16 protein-coding genes, 1 riboswitch and 1 other annotated feature are annotated in these 14,640 nt (G+C 47.5%); all 16 genes read right to left on the bottom strand.

What is annotated here, in order from left to right; genetic code table 11:
- Window positions 1-5: 5 nt before the first annotated feature.
- A complete protein-coding gene (proS, locus tag MKY77_RS03005; RefSeq protein ID WP_339148774.1) occupies window positions 6-1,439 on the bottom strand; it encodes a proline--tRNA ligase in 1,434 nt (477 codons plus the stop codon).
- 240 nt (window positions 1,440-1,679) lie between these two features.
- Window positions 1,680-1,882: a binding site (T-box leader), on the bottom strand.
- A gap of 90 nt (window positions 1,883-1,972) precedes the next feature.
- Window positions 1,973-2,473 carry a hypothetical protein gene (locus tag MKY77_RS03000; protein ID WP_339148773.1) on the bottom strand — a complete coding sequence of 167 codons (501 nt, stop codon included), beginning with the start codon at window positions 2,471-2,473 and terminating at the stop codon, window positions 1,973-1,975.
- Window positions 2,474-2,618: 145 nt separating this feature from the next.
- The gene (locus tag MKY77_RS02995) at window positions 2,619-3,251 is read right to left on the bottom strand and encodes an NAD(P)-dependent oxidoreductase (RefSeq protein ID WP_339148772.1); all 633 of its coding nucleotides are present in this window, start codon (window positions 3,249-3,251) and stop codon (window positions 2,619-2,621) included.
- Complete coding sequence (locus MKY77_RS02990) at window positions 3,223-3,960, bottom strand: sirohydrochlorin chelatase (protein WP_342515642.1); 738 nt, start codon at window positions 3,958-3,960, stop codon at window positions 3,223-3,225. Before MKY77_RS02990 ends, MKY77_RS02995 begins: the two co-directional genes overlap by 29 nt.
- A 36-nt stretch (window positions 3,961-3,996) precedes the next feature.
- Window positions 3,997-4,773 (bottom strand): uroporphyrinogen-III C-methyltransferase, encoded by a 777-nt coding sequence (gene cobA / locus MKY77_RS02985; protein WP_339148769.1) that lies wholly within the window; start codon window positions 4,771-4,773, stop codon window positions 3,997-3,999.
- Between the two features lie 3 nt (window positions 4,774-4,776).
- On the bottom strand, window positions 4,777-4,995 hold the full coding sequence (locus tag MKY77_RS02980) for a DUF3906 family protein (protein ID WP_339148768.1): 219 nt from the start codon (window positions 4,993-4,995) through the stop codon (window positions 4,777-4,779).
- Window positions 4,979-6,610, bottom strand: coding sequence for a nitrite/sulfite reductase (locus MKY77_RS02975; protein ID WP_339148767.1), 1,632 nt, complete (start codon window positions 6,608-6,610; stop codon window positions 4,979-4,981). Before MKY77_RS02975 ends, MKY77_RS02980 begins: the two co-directional genes overlap by 17 nt.
- A gap of 15 nt (window positions 6,611-6,625) precedes the next feature.
- Window positions 6,626-7,228, bottom strand: coding sequence for an adenylyl-sulfate kinase (gene cysC / locus MKY77_RS02970; protein WP_339148766.1), 603 nt, complete (start codon window positions 7,226-7,228; stop codon window positions 6,626-6,628).
- A 15-nt stretch (window positions 7,229-7,243) separates the two neighbouring features.
- Entirely contained in the window at window positions 7,244-8,395 is a 1,152-nt protein-coding gene (gene sat, locus MKY77_RS02965) for a sulfate adenylyltransferase (protein WP_339148765.1), read from the bottom strand.
- 132 nt (window positions 8,396-8,527) lie between these two features.
- A complete protein-coding gene (locus MKY77_RS02960; RefSeq protein ID WP_339148764.1) occupies window positions 8,528-8,710 on the bottom strand; it encodes a hypothetical protein in 183 nt (60 codons plus the stop codon).
- A gap of 43 nt (window positions 8,711-8,753) precedes the next feature.
- Window positions 8,754-9,827: an inorganic phosphate transporter gene (locus MKY77_RS02955; protein ID WP_339148763.1), complete on the bottom strand. Its 1,074-nt coding sequence runs from the start codon at window positions 9,825-9,827 to the stop codon at window positions 8,754-8,756.
- A 30-nt stretch (window positions 9,828-9,857) separates the two neighbouring features.
- Window positions 9,858-10,574 (bottom strand): phosphoadenylyl-sulfate reductase, encoded by a 717-nt coding sequence (locus MKY77_RS02950; RefSeq protein WP_339148762.1) that lies wholly within the window; start codon window positions 10,572-10,574, stop codon window positions 9,858-9,860.
- 288 nt (window positions 10,575-10,862) lie between these two features.
- On the bottom strand, window positions 10,863-11,024 hold the full coding sequence (locus MKY77_RS02945) for a YezD family protein (protein ID WP_339148760.1): 162 nt from the start codon (window positions 11,022-11,024) through the stop codon (window positions 10,863-10,865).
- Window positions 11,025-11,081: 57 nt separating this feature from the next.
- Window positions 11,082-11,186: riboswitch (SAM riboswitch) on the bottom strand.
- 121 nt (window positions 11,187-11,307) lie between these two features.
- Complete coding sequence (locus tag MKY77_RS02940) at window positions 11,308-11,769, bottom strand: hypothetical protein (RefSeq protein WP_339148759.1); 462 nt, start codon at window positions 11,767-11,769, stop codon at window positions 11,308-11,310.
- A 131-nt stretch (window positions 11,770-11,900) separates the two neighbouring features.
- Window positions 11,901-12,821 (bottom strand): diacylglycerol kinase, encoded by a 921-nt coding sequence (locus MKY77_RS02935; RefSeq protein ID WP_339148758.1) that lies wholly within the window; start codon window positions 12,819-12,821, stop codon window positions 11,901-11,903.
- 278 nt (window positions 12,822-13,099) lie between these two features.
- Window positions 13,100-14,635 (bottom strand): flotillin family protein, encoded by a 1,536-nt coding sequence (locus MKY77_RS02930; protein WP_339148757.1) that lies wholly within the window; start codon window positions 14,633-14,635, stop codon window positions 13,100-13,102.
- Between the last annotated feature and the right edge of the window lie 5 nt (window positions 14,636-14,640).

Here is a 14,640-nt window from a genome sequence, read left to right as displayed (position 1 = left end):
TCGATCTAGTATGCCTTAGCCCAATATACCATATGTTTTGCTTCATTTCCGCAACATACACAATTTTCGGCTACCTGTTCTTGTTCAAAAGGCATACAACGTGATGTGGCGCTAGTTTCCTCTTTTATTTTGTCCTCGCACGCTTGCTCGCCACACCACATGGCTTTGATGAAGCCGCCTTTTCCTTCGATTTGTTCTTGGAAAGCTTGGAAAGTTGTCGCCACACTTGTTTTCGCTTCGCGGTGGGATCTTGCTTTTTCTAAAAGGTTTTTCTGGATGTCTTCGAGGATTTCTTGGATCTTGGCTGCCAGTCCTTCCATAGGTGTGATTATTTTCTCGCCGGTGTCACGGCGGACAAGGACTACTTGTTGTTGTTCGATATCGCGTGGCCCCGCTTCCAGTCTTAGTGGAATTCCCTTCATTTCGTACTCGTTGAATTTCCATCCTGGCTTTTTGTCACTGGCATCTATTCCTACGCGAATAGTTTTGGCCAGCTTTTCTTTTAAATCATAGGTAAAATCAAGGACCCCTTCTTTGTGCTGAGCGATTGGGACAATCATGACCTGCGTTGGTGCAATCCTTGGAGGAACGACAAGACCGCGGTCATCGCCATGCACCATGATCATCGCTCCTATGATACGGGTTGTGAAGCCCCAGGAAGTTTGCTGGACGTATTCTTGCTTTCCTTCACGGTTCAGAAATTGAATGCCGAATGCTTTGGCAAAACCATCTCCCAGATGATGAGATGTTGCTGATTGTAAAGCTTTGCCATCGTGCATCAGACTCTCAATGGTGTAGGTGTATTTGGCTCCAGCGAATTTTTCCTTTTCCGTTTTTTGCCCTTTGATGACAGGGATAGCCAGGATATCCTCACAGATTTCCGCATAGACGTTGAGCATTTTCACCGTTTCCTCGTGTGCCTGTTCGTCTGTCTCATGGCACGTATGCCCTTCTTGCCAAAGGAATTCTAGGGTTCTCAGGAATGGCCTTGTTGTCTTTTCCCAACGAACCACATTTGCCCATTGGTTGTAGAGCTTTGGCAGGTCGCGGTAGGAATGGATGATGTTTTTGTAGTGTTCGCCAAACAGCACTTCTGATGTAGGACGGACAACTAAGCGTTCCTGTAGCTTTTCATCGCCACCATGGGTAACCCAGGCCACTTCTGGCGCGAACCCTTCGATGTGATCTTTTTCTTTTTGAAGCAGGCTCTCCGGGATGAAAAGTGGCATATAGACATTCTCGTGGCCGGTTTCTTTAATTCGTTTGTCGAGTGAGTCTTTGATGTTTTCCCAAAGTGCATAGCCGTATGGGCGGATGATCATGCTGCCGCGGACGCTGGAGTAATCGACAAGTTCGGCTTTGGTGACAACATCCGTGTACCATTGGGCGAAGTCTTCGTCCATATTAGTGATTTTTTCTACGAAATTTTTATTGGACATGTTGGTTTGCTCCTTTTTTTCAAAGTATTAAGGATATTTCTATTTGTTAGTAAAAATATCGGCTTAATCTATGTGAAATTTTTATTAATCTCCTGTCTTTTTAATCTGAATTCAACGCTTGGATTATAATCGCCGGGGTATGCTAGTAAACGAGAGAGCCTCCTTTGAAAGTTCGTGCCAAAATACCCCGAGTTGATGCCAAACCCATTTTACAGATAAATAAAAAAAGCCCCGCTATAAATAAGGGACCATTTCCGGCGGTACCACCCTTATTCAAAGCAAGGCTTCACTCTCTTTCATGGTAACGGTTTTGAACCGCTGCACCGTTTCGGATGCAGAACTCTGAGGCAGGTTCAAATGGTCATCTATGGCTGCCTCCCACCACTCGGCACCCTCTCTTGGATAGACGAAATCATTTTACTGGTCCTCTTCGACGTTTGATATTGAGAAGATTATATAGGTTTGTTGGAAATTTTGTCAATCTATTATTTTTAATAAAGTATGGTCAATCGATTTAATTTCTATAACATTCCCTAGAGGATAAACCCCACAACCTGTTCTGTACCATAGGTAGGTAGAGATTGGGACTTGACCATGAAAATAGCGAACAAAATCAAGAAAAGTACCGGCGCAACTGTATGGACTGGCCATGTATGTTTGTTCTTGCAACTTCGATTGAATATCCACCGATCCACTATCGCATAAAGTAATGCCGCACCTGTAGTATATAGGGTAAGCGTCCATTGTTGAGACCAGACGACAGGCACTCCACCAAAAACCCCATGCATCAGGATAAAAGCGATAGCATTTCCTTTCATCCACCTATTTACTACATACTCGATACCGAGGGAAATTAGATTGCCATATACGAGAATGATTCCTCCAACCACGAAAAGGAGTATGTAAGCCCAGCCCAAGAACGAATCAAGGTAGACCGGTTGCCCTTGACCGAAGGAGCCTGCAGAAATGAAGAGGGAGATGATAATGGTAGAAACATAGAATGCGGTAAATTTACGGTAGAACATATTGTCCAAACTAGCACCCTCCTTCATAGATAAAGGTTATGATAGCTTTATTATACTATTCCAGATACTGTTTGGGTGTATTTTCCTCTATTTCCTTAATCAATGAAAAACGCCCGTACAATCCGACAAGTACGAGCGCTTTTTCATGTATTTATTAAGATATAAACCTTTCCTTCAACCGCAATAATTCCCCCAGTTTCTCTTCCCTGGCCTTTTCGTCTAAACGATACCTATCCTCCAATATCTCCCACAGCAGTTCTCCCTTTTCTTCTAATGACAAAGGTAACCGCTTTACCACCTCCCGATATTCCGCCAGAAACTCTGTATAAGAAATCCAAGAAAAATCGAACTGTTCCTCTAGCTTCCTTTTTAGTTTGCGGGTCAACTTGGGGCTGGAACCATTGGAGGTCACGGCGATCTGTAAATTCCCGCGCCTGACGGTTGCAGGGAATGTGACATTCCCTTCCCCTGACTCGTCTACAACGCATACGAGCTGTGACGGGTGCAACCCACCCACAAGCGCCGAGTTCACATTCCTGTTATTCGTAGCGAGTATGGCAAGAAAGGCATCCCTAAAATCATCCACCTTCGCTCCACGCTCCACCAATCGGTAGCCTCTCATCGCCGACAGTTCCTTCACTTCCTCGGAAAATTCCGGTGCGATAAACGTGATATCCGCCTGCTCCGCATCCAGCACCTTCGCTTTACGGGCCGCAATCCTCCCACCGCCTGCGATGACAACCTTTTTCCCTTTCAAATCAATGATCAACGGTTGCAACTCTAACATCCTCCTTTCCAGAAGCCCGCTCCACGACAATATCCTGAATCGCCCCGTGCCGACTTAACGGCTCGATTAATACAATATCCTGTCCAGCACGATTCCTCTTCCGGACCTCCCTTTCCACCTCACTTAATAGCAATCCGGCAAAGAGCAGGTAAGGCACAACCAGCACCCGGCCATCAGCTTCGAAACTAATCGACTCTATGCCCTCGGCAAATAATGGCGTGGTTGCCGCCAGATAGCAGACACTCACTCGTGAAACACCGAGTCTCTCTTCAAGCCCCGCTTTTATTTCTGCAAAAGCCCCATGAATAGCGGGATCACTACTGCCCCTACCCACCACCAACACGGAATCCACCGGATCCACCTTTCCGATAGAGGTCTTCACCAATTCACTTATGGCATCCACAATCCGCTCCTGCACGCCAAAAGCAGGGGCGACCTCCACACTGACATCCGGATATTTCACACGCAGTGTTTCGAGCGCTTCCGGGATATCCTCTTTTATATGCCCAGCCGTCAAAAGAAAGATGGGAACAACGGTGATCTCTGTCGCTCCTTTTGCCACACAGCGTCCGAAACCTTCTGGAATGTATGGCTCGGTCAGCTCCAGGAAGCTGATTTCCTGGATTGGTGCATCCACCCGGGCAATGACCCGCCCTAAAAATTCTTTCGCTTCCTCCGCTCCCTTTTTTGAACGCGTTCCATGTCCCACATATAAAATAGCCCTAGTCACAAAACCCGCTCCCTTCTATCCATGCACCACAGGTAAGTGTGGCACGACCTCCTCTTCGAACCAGTGCAGCTTCTCATGGAGTTTCACCACTTCCCCAATTACGATCATGCTTGGATTGGAGATGTTGGCATCCTTCACCTTTCGCTCGATATTGGCAAGCGTGCCAACAACCGTCCGCTGTTCATTTAGCGTACCCCAGTGGACAAGGGCGATAGGTGTTTTTGGCGACTTGCCGTTCTCCTGTAGTCGCATGAGTATATTTGGCAGCTGGGAAACCCCCATGTACACACAGATTGTATCCACCGCATGTGCAAGGTTTGCCCATTGATGCTCCGCCTCCTTGTCACCTGCCTGGTGTCCGGTGACGAAGGCGAAACTTTTGCTCAAGGTCCTGTGGGTGACTGGAATGCCAGCGTAGGCAGCCGCTCCAATCCCAGCGGTGATTCCCGGTATTACCTCAAAAGGGACATCCTGCTTGGAGCATTCCTCCGCCTCCTCGCCGCCACGACCGAAAACGAACGGGTCGCCTCCTTTCAAGCGTACGACCTGCAAGCCTTTTTTGGCATATTTTACAAGAAAGTGATTGATCGTCTCTTGCTTCATCGTGTGGTAGTGGGGCAGCTTTCCACAGTAGACGAGCTGCGCATCCTTTTTTGCATAGTTTAGTAGTTCAGGATTCACCAGACGGTCATAAAGGATGACATCCGCTTGCTCGAGTAGGCGCAACCCCTTCACCGTAATCAATTCGGGATCCCCGGGACCCGCTCCCACCAAATATACTTTTCCCTTCATGCGCTACCACCCTTTCTCCTCTGGATCTAATATATAGCCACTCTTCTTCCCAAGGCGCTTTTTCTCTCGTAAAATAACTTCCTTCACTGTGGGTTCCTTCAGATAAAACTTCTCAAGCTCCACATCCAGGTGTTCAAAAGCCGATTCATCATTCTCAGCAAATATGACGGATACAATTTCCTTAGCCTCAAGGGCTACATCAAATCTATACAGATACGCCATCTGTTTCTTTTCCTAAAATAGTATCTAGTACGTCTTGCAAGGTCGAGACTCCCACTCGTCCGACAAAATCAAAGAAGGATTCCCCTTTTGTCTTCTGGTCGCGGAAGTAGATCAATAGCTCCTCGAGGACATCCGTCAATTCCTCTGCCGCCACTTTCCCCTTCAGCTTTTCATTGAACTTTCCGCCTTTGTTCAAGGTGCCTCCTACATAGATTTCATAGGCTTCCACCATCTCTTTTTGCTCATTGCGCATCTTCATCCCCTGCAGGCCGATGTCGCCAATCTGGCGCTGACCGCATGAATTCGGGCAGCCGACCATATGGGTTCGGATAGGGACATCCAAGCTTATGCGCTGATCCAGTTCCTCCGCAATCAATCGCATGCGCTCCTTCGTCTCCACCAAGGCCAGGTTGCAGTACTCGATTCCGGTGCAGGAAACCGCATGGCCGAGGAAGGAGTTCGGATTGATGGAAATGCGTTCAAAAATCGGTTCCTTGAGCAACGTTTCCACATTTTCAGCTGGAATGTTCGGGATGATGAGATTCTGAGAGTTACAGGTTCTAATCTCCCCATTTCCGTATTTTTCCGATATTCTCGCAAGCTCGAACACTTCTTCGGAATCTAAGCGTCCGACCGGTACGTTGAAGCCGAGGAACTTCAATCCCTCCTGCTTCTGGTCATGGATGCCGTAGAAGTAGCCTGCATTCCACTCCTCTTTCGGCTCTTCGCCTTTGGAAGGTAGTGGGCCGGTGTACTCTAGCAGCTTCTCCTTAAATTTTTCCGGTCCCCAATCAGCAATCAAAAACTTCAGGCGTGCAAGATGGCGCTTCTCCCGGTAACCGAAATCACGGAAGATCGTGGTGACCGCAATCGCGATTTCAAGCGTCTTTTCCGGTTCCACAAACACATCAATCGTCTCTGCCAGAAATGGCCTGGAGGAGAGCCCTCCACCAACTTTAAGATGAAAACCATGCTTTTCCTCTCCATCTATCGTCTTAGTCGCCGGTGTAAAGGAAACACAGTTGATTTCCGCATTCGATGCATTTTTCGTATTGGCGCTGATGGACATCTTGTATTTTCGCGGCAGGTTAGAGAAGTCCTCATTCTTCTGGAAGAAATCATAGACTTCTTTTACAATGTCCGTTGTATCAAAAAGCTCGTCTGGATCAAGGCCGGCGATCGGATTGCCGACTATGGTACGAGTGATGTCCCCACACGCCCCTGCACTTGATAGCCCCACCGCTTCCAAGCGGTTGAAGATGTCCGGAATCTGTTCGATTTCCAACCAGTGGAATTGAATCGCCTGCCTTGTGGTGATGTCAAAAACGCCCCTGCCATAATCGCGCGCAATCCCTGCCAACGCTTCCACTTGAGGCTTGGTTAGGATACCGGATGGCACATTAACCCGCATCATGAAGTAGCCGTCCTCTTTCGGTCGTTGCAGGTAAAGTCCTGCCCATTTGAATAGGTCCCACTGATCTTTAGGGATGGAATCAAATCCATTCTTGGCGTAGTGCGGGATGTCATCAAGGATCCTGAGGCCATCCTTCTCCAGTTTTGCTTTTTCCGTCTTGTTGAGCTTTTCGTTGTCGGCCCAATGCTTTATATATGCCATGAGTGTTTCCCCCTTTTAAATAATCTTTTGATCTCTTAAGTATTTGAGTATCGTGTTGACGGCTTCTTCCACCGTCAGCTTATTGGAATGTATCGTGAGTTCCGCTTGGGGCGGCTCTTCGTACGGGGAATCAATGCCGGTGAAGTCCTTTATTTCCCCGCGTCTTGCTTTTTTGTACAGCTCTTTCGGATCTCTTTTTTCACATTCCTCCAACGGGCAGTCCACGAACACTTCAATGAACTCACCTTCCTCAAACAACGCCCTCACTTGATCCCTGTCAGATCGGAACGGTGAGATGAATGCAGTGGTGACAATCTTTCCGCTATCTACGAAAAGTTTTGCCACCTCACCGATGCGTCGAATGTTTTCATTCCGGTCCGCGTCTGAAAATCCTAGGTCCTTGTTGAGTCCATGGCGGACATTGTCTCCATCCAGCACATACTCGTTAATACTTTGGCGGTATAGTTCCGTGGAGACTGCGTTTGCAATGGTCGATTTACCAGATCCCGAGAGTCCGGTGAACCAGAGGACGCAGCTGCCATGCCCATTCTGTGCACGGCGCTCCTCTTTTGTGATGGTCTGTTCATGCCAAGTGATGTTTGTCGCTTTTGAGCTCATTTTTTTATTTCCCCCTTATACGGCAGCTGATTTCTGTTGTTGTAAACCGTCGATCAGGACTTCGATGACTTCTTTTCGGCTGAAGGTGGACGGTGGCAGTTCCCCGGCTCTCAGCAACTCCCTCACCTTCGTTCCTGATAAAATGACCCTGTCTTCCTTAGGGTGCGGGCATGTTTTATCAGAGGCCATGCCCTCGCATTTGGTGCAATAGAAGCTATGCTCGAAAAACAATGGCTTGATACCAAGCTCCTCTTCTGTGAACTGTTGGAAAATATGCTGCGCATCATAGGTGCCGTAGTAATCGCCAACCCCAGCGTGGTCACGTCCAACAATAAAATGGGTGCAGCCGAAGTTCTTTCTGGCGATGGCATGGAAGATTGCCTCCCTTGGTCCGGCATAGCGCATGGCTGCTGGGTAGACTGCAAGTTGGACACGATCTGTTGGATAGTAGTTTTCAAGAAGCACCCGGTAGCTCCTTAGCCTGACGTCGGCTGGAATATCATCTAATTTTGTCTCGCCTACGAGTGGATTAAGGAATAGTCCATCCACTGTTTCGAGCGCCGCTTTCTGAATGTATTCGTGAGCGCGGTGGACAGGATTTCTCGTTTGGAAGCCGACGACCGTTTTCCAGCCTTTTTGTTGGAAAAGTTCACGGGTTTCTTTTGGCTCGATCCAGACATCCTGGGCTACCCCTTTGTCTGGTTTTTTGGTTAGCTTGATTTCCCCCGCCACGTATATGTCGCCCCGTTCGAATAACCGCTTGACCCCGGGATGTGCGAGTTCCTCCGTTTTGTATACTTCATGAGCCTCTTTATGGAGATCCGGTTCGTACCATTCCGAAACGGTGATGACTCCATATGTGGTCTGTTGGTGGGTAAGCTTATAGGTTTCCCCTTGTTGTAAGGTGCTTGCTACTTCTTTTGTGACGGGCAGTGTGACAGGGACCGACCAGACCGTGCCGTTTCGGAGTCGGAGGTTTTCGACGACAGATTGGTAGTCGGATTTGTTAAGGAAGCCTGTGAGCGGACTGAAAAGCCCGACTCCGATGAGTTCCAAGTCACTAAGTGCGATTGCGTCTATTTGGATTTCTTTTGTTAGATTGGTCGTGTCATAGTTTGGTTGGTAGGCTTGCACAAGTGTGCCGCCGTGTGGTTTTGGTAGGGTCATTTTTGGTTACCTCTCTTTTTTGAATGGATTTTGGTTTTTAAATGAAATCAATTAGAAAATCTTGTGTTTTTTGCCTGTAAAAAATCGTTCGGACAACTATTGCGCTTGTTCGGACAAGTTCTGTACTTTTTTCTATGCGGTTTGGACAACAAATTGCGTGGTTCGGACAAGTTTACCTGGGTGTTCGGACACTTGAAAAATTGGTTCGGACAATCTTGGCCAATCTTCGGACAAGTTGGAGGAAATTTCGGACAAGTTCAGCAAATCTTTGGACAAGTTCGCCAAAACTTCAGACATTTGTACATTTCGTCCCACCCGAAGCACCACCTTCGAGCCAAAAGCTTCCGGCAACCGCCCCTCACTCCTTACTCCCTGTCGACACAACCGCCGTCCCCGATCCAACTCCCGAGCGCTGCATCAAAAACTTCACCCCGAACACCGATACCAACACCCCGATCATCGCAATCACCGGATACACATTCCGCTCGATCAATAAGTGAATCAGTGTATAGGAAAGCACCATCGACAACACCGGCGATACCACCCACACAACGAGCAGCTGTACGACAATGTCCTTCTTCAAAACCGAACGCCCTTGCTTCACAAAGCCGATTCCGATAATCGAAGACGTTGTGATCTGTGTCAGGGGCACCGGGATTCCAAACACTGAGGCCACCGTAACAATCCCGGCTCCAGTGCCCGAAATCACGCACCCTTCCTCCAACCGTAGCTTGGTAATCTTCTTTCCGTTCGTTTCCATGACGCGCTGGCCGAGCAATAGTGCGCCAAGTGCAACAAACAATCCTCCCCAGAGAATTCCTTGTCCGGTGCTCATGATGCCTGCCCCGACAAGAGGTCCCACCGCATTAGCTACATTGTTCATCCCTGCCGAGAATGCCTCGAACACCCCCATCACCACGACAAGCACCGACAATATCGGAACGGCCCGGGATGATTTAACCCACCGATCTATCACTCTATGTTTCAGCACCCAGGTGGCCCCGATTGCAAGCAAGAATGCAAGGACAGGGGTCAAAAGCCAGAACGAAACAATCCAGGCGAGCTTTCCGACAAAGACAGATTGATAGACGATTCCGGCACCGACGACTGCACCGACCGTCACTTCACTCGTGGAAAGCGGGATGCCAAACACATTCGCTAAAAATAAAGATAGAGCCGCAGATGCAATCACAATCAGTGCAATGGCAACGGTAAAGGTGCTTTGCGGCACAATCCCACTTCCCATCGTCTTGACGACCTCGCCCCCGCCAAGCCATGCCCCAAAGAATACCGCAATCCCGCACAGAACCAAGGCAAGATTTCTTTTGACAACTCCTGATCCATAGGCGATACCCATGGATGCCGCCGCACCGCTCGCCCCTATATTCATGGCGAAAAATAGACCAACGATGACGGCCATCGTAACTAACATGCTTTTTCCTCCTTCACTTCCCAGACAACCTTAGTTTGTATGCAGTCCGCACTCCGTCTTGCCACTCCCCGCCCAACGGCCAGCGCGGGAATCTCCGGCTGCGCCGACTGCCTGTGTACAGGGAAAGCAGCCGATGCTTGGATATCCTTGGTCATGGAGCTCGTTATAAGGAAGCCTCCTGATACGGATGTGATCCCAAACATCCTCCCATGTCCAATGGATGAGCGGACAGATTTTAATATTTTTGAACTTATCATCACGATTCAGGAAGTTTGTGTTGGCCCGGGTTGGTGACTGCTCCCTTCTGAGACCGGATATCCATGCCTTCCTTGGCGTGAGCGCTTCTTTTAGCGGTTCCACCTTGCGAATGTGGCAGCAGAGGCTAGGATCTCTTTTCCAAAGGGCCGTGCCATGCGCTGATGCTTGTTCTTCCAAGGTTAGCGCTGGCTTCCTTTTTTCGATTTGCAATTCCGGGAATCTACTTTCTATCTGTTCAATGACCTTATAGGTTTCCGGAAAATGCAGATCTGTATCTAAAAACACAATATGGGCATCCGGTTTTACTCTTTGAATCAGGTCGATCAGGACCACCGCCTCGGCCCCAAAGCTTGAGGCATAGATGATATCATCTGATGAATAGGCCTGATAAGCCCATTCCAAGACGGCATTTGCGCCTTTTGAAGGATCATGTACCTCAAAGTCTGTTGATATCTCCTTCCAACTTTCATACGTTATTTTCTGGTTCATCTTCTTGTTGCTCCTTTCTTTCCCAACGAAAAAAGGCAGCCCCTTTACATATGTGCTTGTGCATGCGAGCTAAGCATCATGTAAAAAGACCGCCTCCAGTTTGTCTGGTCAGCGCTTATTTGATTTTTAAAATGTCATTAAACACGTTGGTGATTTACGCAACGGGTTACGCTTTCCTGGGGGCGCTTGTGGAGCCTCCTCGGCAAGCCTGCGGGGTCTCCACTAAGCGCTACCTCCCGAAGGAGTCTTCGCCCTTTGCTCCAATCACCAACTGTATTCTGGCAATATTTATTTTTTCTGAAGGCGAACCTTCTCATTTTTTTCTATCTGAATGACTTTTCCATCCTGTACGACAAGGGTGATAGATCCAAATTTGATTGATTGCAGCATCCTTTCCAAGTGAGTTACAACATCATCCCATTCCGATTGTGCCAGTTGGCTCGCCTCCATTTCACCAAATAAAAAACGCCTCTTCCATTATGGAAAGGCGCATTGTATGTATCCTGCACCTTATCTTCCAAAATGGGTATCCATTTTGCTGGAATTGGCACCTTGCTGTTCGCAGGTTGCCGGGCTTCAACGGGCCAGTCCCTCAGCCGCTCTAGATAAGCGTTTCATTTGTGTTGTTTTTAATAAAATTAATCCTACCATACTTATATGAATTGTCAACAATGATATTGACAGTTTTTTTGGATTTTTTCGATTTTAGGAAGTTGGTCCTATCCAACTCCGTTTATTTACCGATTTTTTTAAGCTTCGTTCCATCTTTCACCAGCACGGCTTGATACATCTTTCCAGCTTTTGTTTCAAACATAACTCCTTGGATGGTTTCCTCTATTTTTTCATAGGTAATAATATCTCGTTTTGTCAGGCCGTTAGAATCAAAGGTCACTTTTCCTTCCAGCTTTAACTGGCCGTTACCAATCTCATCCGCCAACTCAATTTCATGGTCAAGCATACGCTCCTCAATCCAACCTGCAAGTAAAGGCTCCAACGTTTTTTCATTTATTTTTAGATTTTCACTATATGTAAGAATCATGGAGTAGCGGACATATTGAACCGTCCCATACTCATTTTCCCCCATCCCAAGCGAGAGGGACGAGATATCCATTACTGGGTCCGCTTCCTTTTGTGTTTCTAAACTGCAAGCCGTCAACAGGTATAACAAACAGAATAAAGCCCCTATTTTCTTCAAGCTACTTCCCCCTTTACACCCCGTACTTCTTCTTAAACCTTAACATATTTTTCCTTGTCTACGTTATAGGAAAATAAAAATGGTGCTAGAATCCCATGTTTGGGGGTCTGGCACCATTTTAGAATGTATTTCTATTGGCATTTAGCCATTTCGATTTCTTTACGCTTTTCAGCTACTATTACATCTAAATGACGGTATAGGTTAACGAACTCGCCCGGAAGCAGTCCACCGTATTCTCCATCCAGGTTAAGTTGCATTTTTTCGTGCGTGTTTACTTTTACCCGATTGGCTTTGGTGTAGATGACAAGCGGATCCTTCACATGCTCGCCGCGAAGCGCCAATGAGGCAATCCGGATAAAGTCGGCGATGTTTGCCTTTTTAAGGATGATCATGTCAAACATGCCGTCATTCATGCAGGAATCAGGTGCGAGTTTCTCGAATCCTCCAACCGAATTGGAAAGTGAAACGAGGAAAAGCATGATTTCGCCTTCGAAAATCTTCCCGTCGTATTCAATCGTTACGTTTGTTGGACGAATGGAAGGAAGCATCTCGATCCCCTTGAGGTAGTAGGCAAGCTGTCCCAGCATCGTTTTCATTTTAATCGGTACTTCATAGGATAGCTCGGTCATTTTCCCGCCACCGGCAATGTTCATGAAGTACTGGTCATTCGCTTTTCCAATATCAACAGGCATCGGAACCCCTGTTGCAATGACATCGACACAACCTAAAATATCATCGCGTGGAAGGTCCAATGCTCTAGCAAAGTCATTGGTTGTTCCGACTGGTATCACACCAAGCAGCGGTCGGTATTCTTGTTCGGCAAGCCCGTTGACCACCTCGTTAATCGTACCGTCTCCACCAGCTGCCACAACCAGGTCATAACGGCGCTCCACAGCAAGCCTCGCTGCTACGGTTGCATCTCCATGTCCGGTTGTTGCGTGGCATGATGTCTCATAACCAGCCTTTTCTAATCTAACCAACACTTCTGGCAAGTGCTTCTTAAATAACTCACGTCCAGAGGTTGGGTTATAAATCACCCTAGCTCGTTTCATTTCCCATCATCCTAAAATTATATTTAACTAAGCCCTCTTTTATATCTATGTCTTGTCCTGCTCTTTATGTTGTCTGATAAGATAGTTATATTTACCAATACCACTAAGTAGTGAACCTGTAATCCACTACTGATAACATATTAGCCTATTCGGTGTGCTATATGCAATTAAAATGAAAATTTCGAGAAATGCGGTTAGCATCCTCCCGAAAACAAAACCCCCACCCGCATCACTACTTCTCGGAAGTAGCAGCTGCAGATGGGGGCTAAAGCTCATAATTATTCTTCTGTCTTCTTCTCTTCGCTCTTTTTGCTTGTAGCGATTTCGCTGGTCAAGCTGTCGATGCTGTGACGCACATTCGCTTTACCTGAGAAGTTTTCGATAAGTTCTTTTACATCAATCCCGGAAGATGCCTTCAGGGATTCCTGTAGAGTGGACATCAGGTTTGTTGCATAGCCAGAAACCTTGTTAGCGCCGCCGTTTTCACCGCTGCTGCCAGTGTCGACAACCGTGATCTTGTCGATGTTGCCAAGTGGAGCTGCGACTTGCTTCGCATATTCAGGAAGCATTTTGATGATCATGTCTAGGATAGCCGCTTGACCGAACTGCTCGAATGCTTCTGCGATTTTCTCTTTCGCTTCCGCTTCTGCAAGACCTTTCAGGCGGATGACTTCTGCTTCGGATTCCCCTTGCGCTCTTTGTGCATCGGCAATCGCAAGACCGTCGATACGTACTTTTTCCGCTTCCGCTTTTGCCATTGCTTCAATGCGATATTTATGTGCATCCGCTTCTGCCATTTGCTTCATCTTATCAGCAGATGCAGCTTGCTCAACAGAGTAACGGTCTGCATCGGCTTTTTTCTTGACTTCGGAGTCGTATTGACGCTCACGACGCAGGATCTCTTTTTCCTCAAGCTCGATTTGCTTTTGACGCTCGATGATTTGGATCTGCATCTGTTGCTCGGTTACTTCCTGCTTCGCACGCGCTTCCTCTAAGTGATACGCTTGGTCAGCACGGGCTTTCGCGATGTCTTGCTCGCGGCGGTACTCGGCAACCTTCATTTGATTTTCTTTTTCCGCTTCTGCGATTTCAGTCGCACGCTCAAGCTCTGCGCGTTGTGCATCTTTTGCCGCTTCCGCACGCTTGATACGAGTTTCTTTGTCCGCTTCCGCTGTTGCAATGTCTGCGTCACGCTTTACTTGCGCAATACGTGGTTTCCCAAGGGACTCTAGGTATCCGTTGCTGTCACGAATGTCACGGATTGTGAAAGATACGATGATCAATCCCATTTTCGCTAAATCCTGGGATGCGACACGTTGTACTTCTTGCGAGAATTTTTCACGATTCTTATAGATTTCTTCTACTGTCATGGAACCTAGGATGGAACGAAGGTGACCTTCTAGTACTTCACGCGCTTCGTTTTCCAGATCCTCTTTTCTTTTTCCTAAAAATTGCTCTGCAGCTGTTGCGATGTCGCCGATGGAATTGCCGATCTTGATGATCGCCGTTCCGTCCGCCATGACCGGCACACCTTGCTCCGTGTAAACTTCCGGTGTTTTCACATCCAGTTTGATAGATAGCAAGCTTAATGGTTCAGATTGTTGGAATACCGGTACGATGAACGCACCTCCACCTCGTACAATCTTGATTCTGTTTCCTGCTTCGTCTGTGTGGACATTTTTGCCACCTAGGTAGCTACCAGTGATAATTAGCGCTTCGTCTGGACCGACTGTTTTGTAGCGTGCTACGAAAACGACAATCAGGACAAAAATCAGTGCGACGACGGCACCAATGATAATTACGATTTCAGGCATTTTCT

This window comes from Sutcliffiella sp. FSL R7-0096, from assembly GCF_038595065.1.
Taxonomy (GTDB): Bacteria; Bacillota; Bacilli; order Bacillales; family Bacillaceae_I; genus Sutcliffiella_A.
Note: the sequence above shows the minus strand (reverse complement) of the source record. Positions and strands in the feature narration are given on the sequence as shown.